At 62.6% G+C, this 16,769-nt stretch carries 9 protein-coding genes; 6 read left to right on the forward strand and 3 right to left on the reverse strand.

Annotation, left to right across the window (positions count from 1 at the left end; genetic code table 11):
• Positions 1–14 precede the first annotated feature (14 nt).
• From BLP99_RS03645 to BLP99_RS03665, 5 genes are all read left to right on the forward strand, one after another.
• Positions 15–275: a YeaC family protein gene (locus BLP99_RS03645; RefSeq protein ID WP_053153794.1), complete on the forward strand. Its 261-nt coding sequence runs from the start codon at positions 15–17 to the stop codon at positions 273–275.
• On the forward strand, positions 272–1,102 hold the full coding sequence (locus BLP99_RS03650) for a DUF2797 domain-containing protein (RefSeq protein WP_072398904.1): 831 nt from the start codon (positions 272–274) through the stop codon (positions 1,100–1,102). The genes BLP99_RS03645 and BLP99_RS03650 overlap by 4 nt, the downstream gene beginning before the upstream one ends.
• 13 nt (positions 1,103–1,115) lie before the next feature.
• Complete coding sequence (gene pepN, locus BLP99_RS03655) at positions 1,116–3,773, forward strand: aminopeptidase N (RefSeq protein ID WP_072398905.1); 2,658 nt, start codon at positions 1,116–1,118, stop codon at positions 3,771–3,773.
• Between the two features lie 399 nt (positions 3,774–4,172).
• Positions 4,173–5,225 carry a WD40/YVTN/BNR-like repeat-containing protein gene (locus tag BLP99_RS03660; protein ID WP_072398906.1) on the forward strand — a complete coding sequence of 351 codons (1,053 nt, stop codon included), beginning with the start codon at positions 4,173–4,175 and terminating at the stop codon, positions 5,223–5,225.
• Between the two features lie 43 nt (positions 5,226–5,268).
• On the forward strand, positions 5,269–7,644 hold the full coding sequence (locus tag BLP99_RS03665) for an efflux RND transporter permease subunit (RefSeq protein ID WP_072398907.1): 2,376 nt from the start codon (positions 5,269–5,271) through the stop codon (positions 7,642–7,644).
• Positions 7,645–7,753: 109 nt separating this feature from the next.
• Here BLP99_RS03665 and BLP99_RS03670 read toward each other — a convergent pair whose 3' ends face one another.
• The 3 genes from BLP99_RS03670 to BLP99_RS03680 all read right to left on the reverse strand — a co-directional run bounded on the left by BLP99_RS03670 (position 7,754) and on the right by BLP99_RS03680 (position 15,197).
• Positions 7,754–12,466, reverse strand: coding sequence for a dermonecrotic toxin domain-containing protein (locus BLP99_RS03670; protein ID WP_092179752.1), 4,713 nt, complete (start codon positions 12,464–12,466; stop codon positions 7,754–7,756).
• Between the two features lie 135 nt (positions 12,467–12,601).
• The gene (locus BLP99_RS03675; protein ID WP_072398909.1) at positions 12,602–13,321 is read right to left on the reverse strand and encodes a FadR/GntR family transcriptional regulator; all 720 of its coding nucleotides are present in this window, start codon (positions 13,319–13,321) and stop codon (positions 12,602–12,604) included.
• 139 nt (positions 13,322–13,460) lie between these two features.
• Positions 13,461–15,197 (reverse strand): IlvD/Edd family dehydratase, encoded by a 1,737-nt coding sequence (locus tag BLP99_RS03680; RefSeq protein ID WP_072398910.1) that lies wholly within the window; start codon positions 15,195–15,197, stop codon positions 13,461–13,463.
• 192 nt (positions 15,198–15,389) lie between these two features.
• Here BLP99_RS03680 and BLP99_RS03685 point away from each other — a divergent pair, with 192 nt between their 5' ends.
• Positions 15,390–16,712 (forward strand): MFS transporter, encoded by a 1,323-nt coding sequence (locus BLP99_RS03685; protein ID WP_072398911.1) that lies wholly within the window; start codon positions 15,390–15,392, stop codon positions 16,710–16,712.
• The last annotated feature ends 57 nt before the right edge of the window (positions 16,713–16,769 follow it).

A 16,769-nucleotide genomic window follows, 5' to 3' on the forward strand; every position in this document is an offset into this window, starting at 1 on the left:
AGCGCGGAGAACCTATGTCTTCGTTCAACGAAATGATCAAAAACATCACCCCCGACATCTATCGCAGCCTGAAACTGGCGGTGGAGATCGGTAAATGGGCCGACGGCAACAAGCTCACCGCCGAACAGCGCGAGCTGTCGTTGCAGGCCATGATCGCCTGGGAAATCCAGAACCTGCCCGAGGAAGAGCGCACCGGCTACATGGGCCCGCAGGAGTGCCAGTCGAAGGCGCACGAAGTGCCGAACATCCTGTTCAAGTCGGATGCCATCCATTGATCGAGATTGGCCGCGGTGCAATCAGCAAGATGTCGGCGCGCCTGGACGGGCCGACCGTTCAATATGCCTTTCGCCTGGGCGATGTCGAGGTGCCGGTCAACCCGCTGATCGGCAGCACGGTGCGCCTGGAGTTTCTCGGTGCGATCCATTGCACCCACTGCGGGCGCAGGACCAAGACCAGCTTCAGCCAGGGCTACTGCTACCCCTGCATGACCAGGCTGGCGCAATGCGATATCTGCATCATGAGCCCCGAGCGCTGCCATTTCGAGGCAGGGACGTGCCGCGAGCCGGCATGGGGCGAACAGTTCTGCATGACCGATCATGTGGTGTACCTGGCGAACTCCTCGGGCGTGAAGGTCGGGATCACCCGGGCCACGCAACTGCCGACCCGCTGGCTCGACCAGGGCGCCAGCCAGGCGCTGCCGATCCTGCGGGTCGCCACCCGCCAGCAGTCGGGGTTCGTCGAAGACCTGTTCCGCAGCCAAGTGGCGGACAAGACCAACTGGCGCGCCTTGCTCAAGGGCGACGCGGTGGCGGTGGACCTGCCCCGGATCCGCGATTCGCTGTTCGAAAGCTGCGCCCAGGGGCTTCAGGGGCTGCAGGAACGTTTCGGCCTGCAAGCGATCCAGACCATAGCGGACGTCGAACCTGTGGAGATTCGCTATCCGGTGGAGCGATACCCGGCCAAGATCGTCAGTTTCAACCTGGACAAGGACCCGATTGCCGAAGGCACGTTGCTGGGAATCAAGGGCCAGTATCTGATTTTCGATACCGGCGTGATCAATATTCGTAAATACACGGCCTATCAGCTCGCCGTGCATCAGTAGAAGGATTCGACCCATGCGCACCGAACAACCGAAGATGATCTACCTCAAGGACTATCAGGCGCCCGAGTACCTGATCGACGAGACACACCTGACCTTCGAGTTGTTCGAGGACCACAGCCTGGTCCATGCGCAACTGGTCATGCGCCGCAACCCCGAGCGGGGCGCCGGCTTGCCGCCGCTGGTGCTGGACGGCCAACAGCTCGAACTGCTGTCGGTCAAGCTCGACGACAGCGACCTGGGCCCGGGCGACTATCACCTGGACGACAGCCACCTGACCCTGCAGCCCAAGGCCCAGGCGTTCACGGTGGACACCAGCGTGCGCATCCATCCGGAAACCAACACCGCCCTGGAAGGCCTGTACAAGTCCGGCAGCATGTTCTGCACCCAGTGCGAGGCCGAGGGTTTCCGCAAGATCACCTATTACCTCGACCGCCCCGACGTGATGAGCAAGTTCACCACCACCGTGGTGGCCGAGCAGCACAGCTATCCGGTGCTGTTGTCCAACGGCAACCCGATTGCCAGCGGTCCGGGGGAGGACGGCCGGCACTGGGCGACCTGGGAAGATCCGTTCAAGAAACCCGCCTACCTGTTCGCCCTGGTGGCCGGGGACCTATGGTGCGTCGAAGACACCTTCACCACCATGACCGAGCGCACGGTGGCCTTGCGCATCTATGTCGAGCCGGAAAACATCGACAAATGCCAGCACGCCATGACCAGTCTGAAGAAATCCATGCGCTGGGACGAAGAGGTGTACGGGCGTGAATACGACCTGGACATCTTCATGATCGTCGCGGTCAACGACTTCAACATGGGCGCCATGGAGAACAAGGGCCTCAACATCTTCAACTCCAGCGCCGTGCTGGCCCGCGCCGAAACCGCCACCGACGCTGCGCACCAGCGGGTGGAAGCCATCGTGGCCCACGAATACTTCCACAACTGGTCGGGCAACCGCGTGACCTGCCGCGACTGGTTCCAGCTGTCGCTCAAGGAAGGTTTCACGGTGTTCCGCGATGCCGGGTTCTCCGCCGACATGAACTCGGCCACCGTCAAGCGTATCCAGGACGTGGCTTACCTGCGTACCCACCAGTTCGCCGAAGACGCCGGCCCCATGGCCCACCCGGTGCGCCCGGACAGCTTCATCGAGATTTCCAACTTCTACACCCTGACCGTGTATGAAAAGGGCTCGGAAGTGGTCGGCATGATCCACACCCTGCTGGGGCCGGAGGGCTTTCGCAAGGGCAGCGACCTGTACTTCGAACGCCACGACGGCCAGGCCGTGACCTGCGATGACTTCATCAAGGCCATGGAAGATGCCAACGGCGTCGACCTGACCCAGTTCAAGCGCTGGTACAGCCAGGCCGGTACCCCACGCCTGGCGGTGAGTGAGTCCTACGACGCCACGGCCAGGACCTACAGCCTGACCTTCAGCCAGAGCTGCCCACCCACCCCGGACAAGCAGGAAAAACGGCCATTCGTGATTCCCGTGGAGCTCGGCCTGCTGGACAGCAAGGGCGCCGAAATGCCTCTGCGCCTGGCCGGGGAGGCCGCCGCGAGCGGTACGTCCCGGGTGATCTCGGTGACCGAGGCCGAACAGACTTTCACCTTCGTCGACATCGCGGAAAAACCCCTGCCATCGCTGCTGCGGGGCTTCTCGGCGCCGGTGAAGCTGAGCTTCCCGTACGATCGCGACCAGTTGATGTTCCTGATGCAGCACGACAGCGACGGCTTCAATCGCTGGGATGCCGGCCAGCAACTGTCGGTGCAGGTATTGCAGGAGCTGATCGCCCAACACCAGAAGGGCGAGCGCCTGGCGCTGGACCCACGTCTGGTCAGTGCCCTGCGCACGGTGCTGTCGGATGAATCCCTGGACCAGGCCATGGTCGCGGAAATGCTCTCGCTGCCAAGCGAGGCCTATCTGACGGAAATCAGCGAAGTGGCCGACGTGGAAGCCATCCATGCCGCGCGTGAATTCGCCCGCCAGCAACTGGCCGAGAACCTGTTCGAAGCCCTGTGGCTGCGCTATGAGGCCAACCGCGACCTGTCGAAGCGCACGCCATACGTGGCCGAGGCCGAGCATTTCGCCCGCCGCGCGTTGCAGAACATCGCGCTGTCGTACCTGATGCTCACCGACAAGCCCGAAGTGCTCAGCGCCACCCTGGACCAGTTCGACACAGCGGACAACATGACCGAACGCCTCACGGCGCTGGCGGTGCTGGTCAACTCGCCGTACGAGACCGAGAAGGCCAAGGCCCTTGAAGTGTTCGCGGAAAACTTCAAGGGCAACCCGCTGGTGATGGACCAGTGGTTCAGCGTCCAGGCCGGCAGCCCCTTGCCGGGCGGCCTGGCGCGGGTCAAGGCGTTGATGGCGCATCCGGCGTTCAATATCAAGAACCCGAACAAGGTGCGGGCCCTGGTCGGTGCGTTCGCCGGGCAGAACCTGATCAACTTCCACGCCGCCGATGGCTCGGGCTACCGCTTCCTGGCGGACCTGGTGATCCAGCTCAACGGCTTCAACCCGCAGATCGCCTCGCGGCAACTGGCGCCGTTGACCCGCTGGCGCAAATACGACAGTGCCCGCCAGACACTGATGAAGGGCGAACTTGAGCGCATTCTGGCGTCCGGCGGGCTGTCGGCCGATGTCTTCGAAGTGGTGAGCAAGAGCCTGGCGTGACGTTGATGCCGCGGTCTGCCTGGCGGACCGCGGTGCTCCCATCGCGAGCAGGCCCGCTCCCACAGTAGCGCTCCAGCGGACACTTATTCCGTGGTCAGTATGGATCCTCTGTGGGAGCGAGCTTGCTCGCGATAACGTCAGCCGTCATCACCAGGCCCCCTCGCTATCACCCCACCGAATACCCCACCATTCAGTCCCCACGCCCAGCCTTCTGGTTAACAAAAGATAACGCGGCGTCGATTGTCAGACCTTTCGAAAGCCCGATAGGATAGGTCAGCTTCCGAAGTGGCTCTAGATTGCAGGTTTCAGGACTATGCTCCAGGACTGCAACAGTACAGAGCCCGCTTACGGCGCCCTGAAAGGTTGAATGACCTAACAATAATAATGGGGGAAAGGTCTATGAGTGAGCCTGTCATGGCAGTGAGCCGTGCACGTCCGACGGTGCTGCGCAGCGTTGCGTTGCTGGCCTCGGCGCTCTCGCTGCTGGGCTCTGCGGTGTTGTCGGCACCGGCGTTGGCCGTTGCGGCCTCGACAACCGATGTCATCTATTCCGTCGAATCGGCCAAGGCCAGCAAAACCCTGATGCTCGATGTGGTCCACGCCGGCCAGCGCCTGGTGGCGGTCGGTGACCGTGGGCACATCGTCTACTCCGACGACCAGGGCAAATCCTGGACCCAGGCCAAGGTTCCGACCCGCCAATTGCTCACTGCCGTGTTTTTCGTCGACGACAAGCGCGGCTGGGCCGTGGGGCACGACGCGCAGATCCTTGCCAGCGAAGACGGCGGCACCACCTGGACCAAGCAATTCGAGGACCTCAACCGCGAGGCGCCACTGCTGGATGTCTGGTTCAAGGACGCCACCAACGGCTTTGCCGTAGGGGCCTACGGCGCGCTGTTGGAGACCACCGACGGCGGCAAGCACTGGGAAGATGCCAGCGACCGCCTCGACAACGAAGACCAGTTTCACCTCAATGCCATCGCCGCCGTGAAAGACGCCGGCCTGTTCATCGTCGGCGAGGCCGGCGCCATGTTCCGTTCCGCCGACTGGGGCCAGACCTGGGAGAAGCTCGAAGGCCCGTACGAAGGTTCGTTGTTCGGTGTCATCGGCACTGCCCAGCCTTCGACATTGCTGGCCTACGGCCTGCGCGGCAACCTCTATCGTTCCACCGATTTCGGCGGCAGCTGGGAGCAGGTGGAGCTCAAGGCCGCTCGCGGCGAGCTGGAGTTCGGCCTGTCAGGGGCGACCTTGCTGCCGGACGGCTCCATCGTGATCGTCGGCAACGGCGGCAGCGTGATACGCAGCACCGATGACGGCGTGACCTTCAGCGTCTTCAATCGGCCCGATCGGATTTCCGTGGCGGCCGTCGCGGCGGCGGGCAATGGCAACCTGATCCTGGCAGGGCAAGGGGGCGTACGCGCCACCACCCCCACCGGCGCCGAACCGGGCAAATGAACCGCAGGCATGAGTCGGGCACAATAACAACAAGGCGGACCCCATGAGCAGTCATCACCAAGACAAGGCGACCTTCCTCGAGCGCCTGATTTTCAACAACCGCCCGGCAGTGATCGTCATTTGCCTGCTGGTCAGCCTCTTCCTGTTCTGGCAGGCCACGCTGATCCGGCCGTCCACCAGCTTCGAGAAGATGATTCCCCTGGAGCATCCCTTCATCGAGAAGATGCTCGAACATCGCAACGACCTGGCGAACCTGGGCAACACGGTACGGATTTCCGTGGAAGCCACCAATGGCGACATCTTCTCCAAGGAATACATGGAGACCCTGCGCCAGATCCACGACGAAGTCTTCTACATTTCCGGCGTCGACCGTTCCGGGCTCAAGTCGTTGTGGAGCCCGAGCGTGCGCTGGACCGAAGTGACGGAGGAGGGCTTTGCTGGTGGCGAGGTGATTCCCCAGAGCTACGACGGCTCGGCCGACAGCCTGGAGCTGCTGCGCAACAACGTGCTCAAGTCCGGCCAGGTAGGGCGCCTGGTGGCCAACGACTTCAAGTCGAGCATCATCGATATCCCGCTGCTGGAGTCCTACCCGGACCCTCAGGACCAGGGCAAGCTGCTGTCCCTGGACTACCAGAAGTTTTCCCACGAGCTTGAAGACAAGATCCGCAACAAGTTCGAAGCCCAGAATCCCAACGTACAGATCCATATCGTGGGCTTCGCCAAGAAAGTCGGCGACCTGATCGATGGCCTGATCATGGTGGTGATGTTCTTCGGCGTGGCGTTCGTCATCACGCTGGTCCTGCTGTACTGGTTCACCCATTGCATGCGCAGCACCATCGCTGTACTGAGCACGACCCTGGTGGCGGTGGTCTGGCAGCTGGGCCTGATGCATGCGGCCGGTTTCGGTCTGGACCCCTACTCGATGCTGGTGCCGTTCCTGATCTTCGCCATCGGTATTTCCCATGGCGTGCAGAAAATCAACGGCATCGCCTTGCAGTCCAGTGAGGCGGACAACGCCCTGACCGCGGCGCGGCGGACCTTCCGGCAATTGTTCCTGCCGGGAATGATCGCGATCCTGGCGGACGCCGTGGGCTTCATCACCCTGTTGATCATCGACATCGGTGTGATCCGCGAACTGGCCATCGGTGCGTCCATCGGTGTGGCGGTGATCGTGTTCACCAACCTGATCCTGTTGCCGGTGGCGATTTCCTACGTGGGAATCAGCAAGCGTGCCATCGAGCGCAGCAAGAAAGATGCGACTCGCGAACATCCGTTCTGGCGGTTGCTGTCGAGCTTCGCCAGCGCCAAGGTCGCGCCGGTGTCCATTGCCCTGGCCGTGCTCGCCTTCGGCGGTGGCCTCTGGTACAGCCAGAACCTGAAGATCGGCGACCTGGACCAGGGGGCGCCGGAATTGCGCCCGGACTCGCGTTACAACCAGGACAACAACTTCATCATCAGCAACTATTCCACCAGCTCCGATGTGCTGGTGGTGATGGTCAAGACCAAGACCGAAGGCTGCTCGCGCTACGAGGCCATGGCCCCCATCGATGAACTGATGTGGAAGATGCAGAACACCGAGGGCGTGCAGTCGGCCATTTCTTTGGTGACCGTGTCCAAGCAGATGATCAAGGGCATGAACGAGGGCAACCTGAAATGGGAAACCCTGTCGCGCAACCCTGACGTGCTGAACAACTCCATCGCCCGGGCCGATGGCTTGTACAACAACAGCTGTTCCCTGGCGCCGGTGCTGGTATTCCTCAATGACCACAAGGCCGAGACCCTGGACCGTGCGGTGAAGGCGGTGCAGGACTTTGCCAAGGAAAACAACCGCGAGGGCCTGGAATTCATCCTGGCCGCCGGTAACGCCGGCATCGAGGCGGCCACCAACGAAGTGATCAAGGAATCGGAACTGACCATCCTGATCCTGGTGTACATCTGCGTGGCGACCATGTGCATGATCACCTTCCGCTCCTGGGCGGCGACGCTGTGCATCGTGCTGCCGCTGGTGCTGACGTCGGTGCTGGGCAACGCCCTGATGGCGTTCATGGGCATCGGCGTGAAAGTCGCGACCCTGCCGGTGGTGGCGTTGGGCGTGGGGATCGGCGTCGACTACGGCATCTACATCTACAGCCGCCTGGAGAGTTTCTTGCGGGCCGGTCTGCCGCTGCAGGAGGCCTACTACCAGACGCTGAAATCCACAGGCAAGGCGGTGCTGTTCACCGGCCTGTGCCTGGCCATCGGTGTCTGCACCTGGATCTTCTCGGCCATCAAGTTCCAGGCCGACATGGGGTTGATGCTGACGTTCATGCTGCTGTGGAACATGTTCGGTGCGCTGTGGCTGCTGCCGGCGCTGGCGCGTTTCCTGATCAAGCCGGAGAAGCTGGCGGGGCAGAAGGGCAACTCGCTGTTTGCCCACTGACCGAAAGTTGAAACGGCAAAGGTGCAACCTTGATCCACTCAAAGGCCCTGGAGTGAATCCGTGGCGAGGGGATAAATCCCCTCGCCGCGGTCACCGCCGTCTCAGGTAATCAAGGCGCCAACGGCAAGAACCTGCTCTGCGCCAGCGGCCTGCCGATCTGTCCTCGATGCACATTCACCACCGCGTAAGGGCTTTTCGCCTTGGCCAGCATTGAATGGTAATGCTCCTTGCGCTGCTCCTTGGTTTTCAGATGCGCCACGCTGAAGTCAGCTTTTGGCGTTTCCGCCGTTTCGTAATGAAAGTGCGCATACCAGAGGGGCCAGCCGTCCCGGTCATTGATGGCGTATTCCTGGAGAAAATCCTTGCGCTCGCCTTTCAAGGCTTTGCGTTCGCCGAGCCTTGCGACTTGCACCAGGTCTTTCTCGAACAGGTAGCGAAGGTTGCTGTCGGTGGGCGGCAGTTTCAGGCTCAATTCGGTGCGCAGATCGCTGCCCCGGGTGGTCAGGCGCGAAACGGCGTCTGACAGTTGCCCGGTCAGTGTCTGATCGGCTGCGGTGCGCGGGGTTTTCGAGGCGGTGAAGGCTCGTTCGAGTTCTTCGGCCAGCTTGCGGTAGCGACTTGCCTCATTGCTCAGGATTTCTTCGATTTCCTGAGGGAAGCGGCACTGGGTTTTATAGCGCTCGGCGTTCGCCAGACTGTTGTCCAGTTGCCCGAGCAGTTTTCGTGCATCGGCCTTGATCGCTTTGACCGAGCGTGTGCGGGGTGCCGGGGTCGGTCGTTGGACTTCGACGATGTCCCAGATGTCGTCGTGTCGCGAGTAGGTGGCGAGCAACCTGTCGTCGACTTCAGAGCGCAGCTCGACGACCTCGATCGGCAGTGATGTGCCGGCCGGCTTCAAGTCACCGATCAACACGCCGCTCTTGCGCGTCTTGATCACCTTTTTCTGCGGACGTCCGGCAGCTGTCCTGCTGCGTTTCGGCGGGCGCCTGCGGGGCTGCGGCTCGGGCTTGATTTCGGCGGCCAGCTTCGTGGACGCCTCTTCATAAAGGCCCTCGACCAGCCTGAACAGCCTGCCGAAATAGGACGTGTCCATGTCAGCGACATTGAGGGCTTTCATACCCTGCATGGCATCGAGTGCCGCGCCATAGTGTTCGACCAGGCTTTCCAGGACCTCGATCTGTTCCGATGGGGTCAGCTCGTAGGTGCTCAGGTCGGACTGGGAGCGCGCCTGTTCCATCAACAGCTGGGTGACGCTGTGCAGGTTCTCGGGAAGATTGGAGTCGGGATCCTTGAATATCAGTGCCGCCAACGTAGGCAGTTGCAGGGCCTTGGTGGCCAATGCCGTTCGTTCACCCAATGGACGGTCCCGGGTCAAGCGTTCGAACACTTGCGCGCCGGCGGCACCCTGGTTCAACAGCGCTTCCAGATAGCGATCCCTGAGTTCCAGCCAATAGATCGAGCGATCATTAATGTCACTCAAGGCGTCAAGGTAGTTGAAATAGTCGAGAAGGTTGCCAGCGACATTCGCTTGCAGGGTCGAATAATCGTGCGTGAATTGGCCATAGGCGGCATCCAGCGCCGTCAGCTCGAACTCGTTGATCAGGAAGCCCTTGCGGGCGTTGTTGACCACGTTCTCCATCAACGCCCGAATGATGCCGGAGGGCAATTGCATATCGTGGCTGGCATATTCGGTGACGTTGTCCAGCAGCTTCAGATAGGTGTCAGTCTGCTCCTCAAGGAGCTTGTAGAACCGCGCCCGCTTGTCCGCGCGTTGCGCCTCGGTAAAGTTGCCTTCCTGGGCCCTCGTCATGACTTCCTGGGCGGTGTCCAGGGCGCGTTGCCGATCGGCCTCGTCCTTGTAATAACTCTTCAGCAGCTCACTCAGCTCGGCCGCGCGTTGGGCCTTGATGTCCCGCAGTTTGGCCAGGCGCTTGGGCGGCATGCCCCCACGCAGGCGCAGGCGCAGGTCGATGGACCAGTTGCCGCGGGTATCGGATTGCAACACTGGGCCATTCTGGGCCGGATCCCGTGGGGCCAGGGGGTTGACGATGATCGCGCTGCCGTCCGATTCAGGGGTCACCTGATACATTTTTCCATCCACCAGGGCGTGCCAGGTGTTGTGGATGACGTACAGGCCCGTGTAGGGGCCATATTTTGTCGGCTCTGGCATGGACGCCGGTTGGCTTACCTGGAAACGTTGCAGGCGGGCGAGCTGCCCGGTCGTCAGGCGACGGCTTGCGCTGGCGAAACTCAGGTCAAGGTTCGCGCCGCTGTCTCCCAAGCGTTCCCCTGGCAAGGCCACGGGGCCCTCATGGATGCTCGGCGGCGCGGGGGCGGGCCATTGCTCCGGGACGATGCGCGGCGCCGGAGGACGCATCGCCTGTTCCTTGAGCGCCTCGGGCAAGGAGGGGCGAGGGGACGCACTGATGGAGGGGAACTGGACGAGCAGCATGCCGAGGTTGAGCAGCAGGTCGACGGCGGCGAGCTCCCGCGTCACCGAGTCTTCGCTGGCCAGGGCCGGGATGTCCTGGTTGGCGCTGGCCATCAGGTTCCATAGCCAGGCGGTGGCCATGGCCGGGCCGCGCAACAGGGGCAACAGCAAGGTGTTGAACAGCAGGCTGCCACCGTGCAGCAGAACGGCCCAGCGGCTTTCGCTGTTGGAAACCGAGTCCCGGTCCGCCTGGGTGACCAGGGCCCGCGCATTGCTGCCGTAGAGATACTGCATCAGTTCGCCGTTGCGCAGGAACTGCCGCAGCTCGTCGTTGACGCTGTCGACCGCCAGGGTCGCCGGCGCCGGCTTCTGGGGAAGGCTGAACTCATCGCCCTGGTAGAAACGCACGATATGGGGTTCCTGGAAACCGCCGTTGGCATAGATCACGCGAGCGGCGTCGGACATCCAGGTCAGTACGCTCTGGTGCAGGTCACCGGGCTCGACGATGGCCTGCAGCAATGCCTGTCGCGTCGGGTATTGCAGCAGCGACGGCGTATAAAGGGGGCGATACAGCACATGCGGGCCAGTGGCGATGTCTTCCGGCTCGATGATGAACATGTTCGCCACGGTATCGGGATGGGCTTCAGGCTTGCGCAGGAAGGCCAGGTGGCGGATGACCACGGGAGCGCCGCTGACTCGTTGCTCATCGGCCTCGGGGTTGAGCAGGGCTTCGAGCAGGGCCAGGCCTTGGCGGGTCATGCCGTTTTCGTGGTTGAGGATCTGCTTTAGGGCATCCAGGGGCAGTTGGGCGGGGATCTGTTCGGCGAATATCCGCTGACGCTCGTGGGCTTGTGACACATCGTCCAGCAGCTTTTGCTGCAAGTAGCGCGGGTAGGTCGTGCCGATGTCCACCTGTTCGATCAGCCCGCCCTTGCGGGTGATGAAATCGGCTGTCAGCCATACCGGCAATACCAGGCCCTTACGATGGCTGAGGACCGGGTCCACGCCGGGCCGGGCGACGAGATTGGCGATCGCCAGTTCGGTCAGGCTGATGGTTCGTTTTTCGACGATGCCGATGGCTCCCGGATAACCCGCCGCTGCGCTGAACGTCAGTCGCACATCGTCGGGCTGGTATTGGCTGGCCTGGGCCTTGGCCGGGCTGCGGTCGTTGGCCTTTTGCAAGGCGCCGAGCAGGGCATCGGCGGCGAAGGCCTTGATGTCCTGGATGTCGCTGAGAAAGGTGCGCCCCTGGTTGCGTTTCTTGGCACTGGCCAATGCCAGGCTGTATTGCTGGATTTTCGTCCTGTCGAGGACCGACGCCTGTTTCAGCCAGTCCGGAATCAGGGGGGCGATCCATGCCGACGTTTCGGGCATCGGGCGCGGGGCGTCGAGCAGGTAGCGGGCGGGGTCGCTCAGCTCGTTATAGAGCGTCTTGAGGTCGGGCAGGCCAATGCGCGAGGGCAGTTGCACGGCGTCCAGGTCGGCCAGCTGTTGTTCCAGGATCATGGCCGACTGGGTTTCGAAAACGTTGCCACCGATCTCGTTGCGCTGGCAGGTCACGGTGTCCACGACGTAGCGGCTGGCAATCACGGTGCCCCAATGACGCGTAAAAGCCTCCAGGGAGTCGAAGGCCTGGACAGCGCCTTCAGCACTGCAAAGCAGCAAGACCGTCGCGTTCTTCACGCAGTGGATCAGCAGGACCTCGCTGCCGGTCAATACGCTGTGGGAGCCGTCCCGAGTGAGCCGGGTCTCCAGGCTGTAGGCATGGACGGCAGCCTTTGCATGGTGCCGCAGGCGTTGTTCACGGTCCGGCCATCGGACAACCTGGTCGAGGGCTTGCCGAGCTTGCCCGCCAAGGTCTTGCTGCTGCAGGCTGCGGATGTGCAGCAGGTTCCTGAGCACATCGCTGAGCCACTGCCAGCGGCTGGTGCCGTCCTGCCTGTCGATCTGCGGGCTGCTGTCGATGTTGGCGTTCCAGTAACGCGTCAACGCATCCTGCAGCCCGATCGGCACACGCCAGGGCAGTTCGAGCAGCAGCTTTTCGATGACCTTCATGTCCAGCTTGCCATCGTCTGGCGCAAGGAGCCGCGGTGGTGCGTCGGACAGGAAACTGCGACGCCCCTTGAGATCCTTGAACTCAATGGGGGTGCCAAGCGCCAGGTAATCGAGGACGCGGGGCATGAAGGGTTCAAGCAGGTAGCCGCGGGAGGCCGTATCGGGTGTTGCCAACCGGGTCTTGGAAAGATCGAAGGCCAGCGTGGGGTATTTTTCCTGGATGGCTTGCTTGAGCATGCGTTGTGCGAACTGCTCGAAGGTGGGGCGACTGGCAAATTGCAGGCTGACGCTTTGCGCAAGCGCAGAAGGGGTGGTGGCCGGTGAGGGCAGGGTCATGGGAAGTCCTTTTCATGGGGTCGTTGGAATGACGCCTGGAAAAGTATCGACCTCTGGTGCCCGTGCGGGCGGTATATAGATACCACCGGGAAGGATGACGTTTATGTCAGGCCCTGATGGGCCTGACGGGAGATATCAAGCCGGATCGGTGCCCAGCACCACATTCAGTGCGCTGCGGGCATCGTCAAGCTGCACCAGCGTGGCATGGCGTGCGCCGAGGGCGTCGCGGTTCTCGATGGCGGTGAGGATCGCCTTGTGCCGTGGCATCGCCAGTTCATGCAGGTTGGGCCGTTGATTGGAGTGCTTGAGCGCTTCGGCGATGGCCACCGACAACATGTTGCACAGGTTGGCCAGCAGGTCGTTGTGGGTGGCGTCGGCGATCAGGCTGTGAAAGTCCAGGTCCGGTTGCAGCATGGCTTCGGGCGTCGGCGCCGCTTCCATGCGCTGGTAGGCCTCGCGGATCGCGGCAATATCGGCCTGCGTGGCGAACTGCGCGGCCAGGGCCGCAGCGGCCGGTTCGATGATGCTGCGCACGCTGGTCAGCACGTTGAAGAATTCATTCTGCGGACTGCTCTTCATCAGCCAATGCAGCACATCGGGGTCAAGCATGTGCCATTCCCGGCGCGGCTTGACCACCGTGCCGACACGGGGACGCGAATACACCAGGCCCTTGGCGACCAGCACACGGGTGGCTTCGCGCAGGACCGGACGGCTGACGGCATATTCTTCGCAGAGCAGCGCTTCGGCGGGCAATTTGTCGTCGGGCTTGAAGCGCCCGGAGACGATCTGCATCCCCAGTTCCTGGACGATGCGGGCGTGCATGCTTTTGCGGTCGGAGGGTTTACGGTAATCCATGGGACGCGATGCGTTCCTGTACGAAGAGATGCTGCGCATGATAGCAGGCGCGGCGATGGCGGGTCGCTAGTGCCTTCAATGCTGACGCCGGCCTACTGTGGGAGCGAGCTTGCTCGCTCCCACAGGGGTATGGCAGGGGTCAGTGGGAGTGGCGTGGTACTTCGGCGCCGCGGCAACCCACCAGGAAGTCGAAGTCACAACCCTGGTCGGCCTGCAACACGTGGTCGATGTACAGCTGGCGGTAGCCGCCTACCAGCAATTGCTGCGGTGGGGCGATGTCGGCCAGGCGGGCGGCGAGTTCGGCGTCCGGGATGTCCAGGTGCAGACGGCCGCTGGCGCAATCGAGTTCGATCCAGTCACCTTCCTTCACCGCCGCCAATGGCCCGCCGGCCGCGGCTTCCGGTGCCACGTGCAGCACCACGGTGCCGTAGGCGGTGCCGCTCATGCGCGCGTCGGAAATGCGCACCATGTCGGTCACGCCCTGGGCCAGCAGTTTGGCCGGCAAGCCCATGTTGCCCACTTCGGCCATGCCCGGATAACCCTTGGGCCCGCAGTTCTTCATCACCAGGATCGAATCGGCATCCACGTCCAGTTCCGGGTCATTGATCCGGGCCTTGTATTCATCGAAGTTCTCGAACACCACCGCGCGGCCGCGATGCTGCATCAGTTCGGGGGTCGCCGCGGAAGGCTTGAGCACCGCGCCCAGTGGCGCCAGGTTGCCGCGCAGCACGCAGATGCCGCCGTCGGCGCGGATCGGGTTGTCCAGGGTGCGGATGACTTCATCCTGGCCGTAGATCGGCGCGTCCTTGGTGTTCTCGCCGATGCTCTTGCCATTGACTGTCAGGGCGTCCGGGTTGGGAATCAGGTTGGCCTCGCCGAGACGGCGCAGCACCGCCGGCAGGCCGCCGGCGTAGTAGAACTCTTCCATCAGGAAGCGTCCGGAGGGTTGCAGGTCGACGATGGTGGGCATGCCGCGACCGATGCGGGTCCAGTCGTCCAGGTCCAGTTGCACGCCGATGCGCCCGGCGATGGCCTTGAGGTGGATCACCGCGTTGGTGGAACCGCCAATGGCGGCGTTGACCCGGATGGCGTTCTCGAACGCTTCCTTGGTCAGGATCTTCGAGAGCCTGAGGTCTTCGCGGACCATTTCCACGGCACGCATGCCGGACATATGGGCCAGCACATAGCGCCGTGCATCCACGGCCGGAATCGCGGCGTTGTGGGGCAGGGAGGTGCCGAGGGCCTCGGCCATGCAGGCCATGGTCGAGGCGGTGCCCATGGTGTTGCAGGTGCCGGCCGAGCGGGACATGCCGCCCTCGGCCGCAAGGAAGTCGTCGAGGGTGATGGTGCCGGCCTTGACCTGCTCGCTCAATTGCCAGACCACGGTGCCCGAACCGATGTCCTGGCCCTTGTGCTTGCCATTGAGCATCGGCCCGCCGGTGACGACGATGGCCGGTACGTCACAGCTGGCGGCCCCCATCAGCAAGGCCGGGGTGGTCTTGTCGCAACCGGTGAGCAGCACCACGCCGTCGATCGGGTTGCCGCGAATCGCCTCTTCCACGTCCATGCTCGCCAGGTTGCGGGTCAGCATGGCGGTGGGGCGCAGGTTCGATTCACCGTTGGAGAACACCGGGAATTCCACCGGGAAGCCCCCGGCCTCGATCACGCCGCGCTTGACGTGGTCGGCGATCTGCCGGAAGTGCGCGTTGCACGGCGTCAGCTCCGACCAGGTATTGCAGATGCCGATGATCGGCTTGCCGTGGAACTGATGGTCGGCGATGCCCTGATTTTTCATCCAGCTGCGGTACATGAAGCCGTTCTTGTCGGCGGTGCCAAACCATTGGGCCGAGCGCAGGGAGGGTTTCTTATCAGACATGATCGATTCTCTTATTGTATGACTATATTGTTCCAGCTTGAGCGTAACATAAGCTCAATTTGTCAGGTTTGGAAGTGTTGTTGGGTAAATAGTATTACTATATAGTCCAATTCAACGGAGGGATCGTCCTGGCGCCATGCGCGAGAGAAATCCCCCGAGGTTCCATAACAACAACAATCGGAGACCGGACCCATGAGCCAGGAACTGCGGCTTATCCGCCGCATCACGCTGAAACTGATTCCCTTCCTGATCCTGCTGTACCTGATCGCCTACGTGGACCGCTCTGCAGTGGGCTTCGCCAAGCTGCACATGGGCGCCGACATCGGCATCGGCGACGCGGCCTATGGTCTGGGGGCGGGGTTGTTCTTCATCGGCTATTTCCTGCTGGAAATCCCCAGCAACCTGATGCTGGAACGCTTCGGTGCCCGGCGCTGGTTCGCCCGGATCATGATCACCTGGGGCGCCATCACCATCGGCATGGCCTTCGTGCAGGGCCCCTACAGCTTCTATGTGATGCGCTTCCTGCTGGGAGCGGCCGAAGCCGGTTTCTTCCCCGGCGTGCTGTACTACATCACCCAGTGGTTCCCGGTGCGCCATCGCGGCAAGATCCTGGGCCTGTTCATTCTTTCCCAGCCCATCGCGATGATGATCACCGGTCCTGTATCCGGTGGTTTGCTGGGCATGGATGGCATCCTCGGCCTGCACGGCTGGCAGTGGTTGTTCATCGTCATCGGCCTGCCGGCGGTGCTGCTGACCTGGCCGGTGCTGCGCTACCTGCCTGATGGCCCGCAACAAGTGAAATGGATGGACCAGGCCGAAAAGGACTGGCTGACCGGCGAGCTGAAGAAGGACTTGCAGGAGTATGGCCAGACCCGTCACGGCAACCCGCTGCACGCCTTGAAGGATAAGCGTGTCCTGCTGCTGGCGTTGTTCTACCTGCCGGTGACCCTGAGCATCTACGGCCTGGGCCTGTGGCTGCCGACCCTGATCAAGCAGTTTGGCGGCAGCGACCTGGTGACCGGTTTCGTGTCATCGGTGCCATACATCTTCGGCATCGTCGGCTTGCTGATCATCCCCCGCAGTTCTGATCGCCTGAACGATCGTTACGGTCATCTGGCCGTGCTTTATGTGCTGGGGGCCCTCGGCCTGTTCCTCAGTGCCTGGCTGTCGGTGCCGGTGCTGCAACTGGCGGCGCTGTGCCTGGTGGCGTTCGCGCTGTTCTCCTGCACGGCGGTGTTCTGGACCCTGCCGGGGCGTTTCTTTGCCGGCGCCAGTGCGGCAGCGGGCATCGCGCTGATCAACTCGGTGGGCAACCTGGGGGGATATATCGGGCCGTTCGTGATCGGCGCGCTGAAGCAATACACCGGCAACCTGGCATCGGGGCTGTACTTCCTGTCCTGCGTGATGGTGTTCGGCCTGGTGTTGACCGGCGTGGTGTATCGGTTGCTGGAGCGCAAGCATGTACTGCCGGCCGATCAGTTCGCGGCCAGCGCCCGGGGGGCGACGCGTACCTAGACCACTGCACTTGACTGTGGGAGCGAGCCCGCTCGCTCCCACAGGGGGACTGCACCG

It is taken from the genome of Pseudomonas sp. NFACC32-1, from assembly GCF_900101215.1.
Classification (GTDB): domain Bacteria; phylum Pseudomonadota; class Gammaproteobacteria; order Pseudomonadales; family Pseudomonadaceae; genus Aquipseudomonas.

What these genes read in the sequence shown, in the direction of transcription:
- BLP99_RS03645 (WP_053153794.1), top strand. Translation starts at nt 15, where the DNA reads ATGTCTTCGTTCAACGAAATGATCAAAAACATCACCCCCGACATCTAT.
- pepN (WP_072398905.1), top strand. Translation starts at nt 1,116, where the DNA reads ATGCGCACCGAACAACCGAAGATGATCTACCTCAAGGACTATCAGGCG.
- BLP99_RS03660 (WP_072398906.1), top strand. Translation starts at nt 4,173, where the DNA reads ATGAGTGAGCCTGTCATGGCAGTGAGCCGTGCACGTCCGACGGTGCTG.
- BLP99_RS03665 (WP_072398907.1), top strand. Translation starts at nt 5,269, where the DNA reads ATGAGCAGTCATCACCAAGACAAGGCGACCTTCCTCGAGCGCCTGATT.
- BLP99_RS03670 (WP_092179752.1), bottom strand. Translation starts at nt 12,466, where the DNA reads ATGACCCTGCCCTCACCGGCCACCACCCCTTCTGCGCTTGCGCAAAGC.
- BLP99_RS03675 (WP_072398909.1), bottom strand. Translation starts at nt 13,321, where the DNA reads ATGGATTACCGTAAACCCTCCGACCGCAAAAGCATGCACGCCCGCATC.
- BLP99_RS03680 (WP_072398910.1), bottom strand. Translation starts at nt 15,197, where the DNA reads ATGTCTGATAAGAAACCCTCCCTGCGCTCGGCCCAATGGTTTGGCACC.
- BLP99_RS03685 (WP_072398911.1), top strand. Translation starts at nt 15,390, where the DNA reads ATGAGCCAGGAACTGCGGCTTATCCGCCGCATCACGCTGAAACTGATT.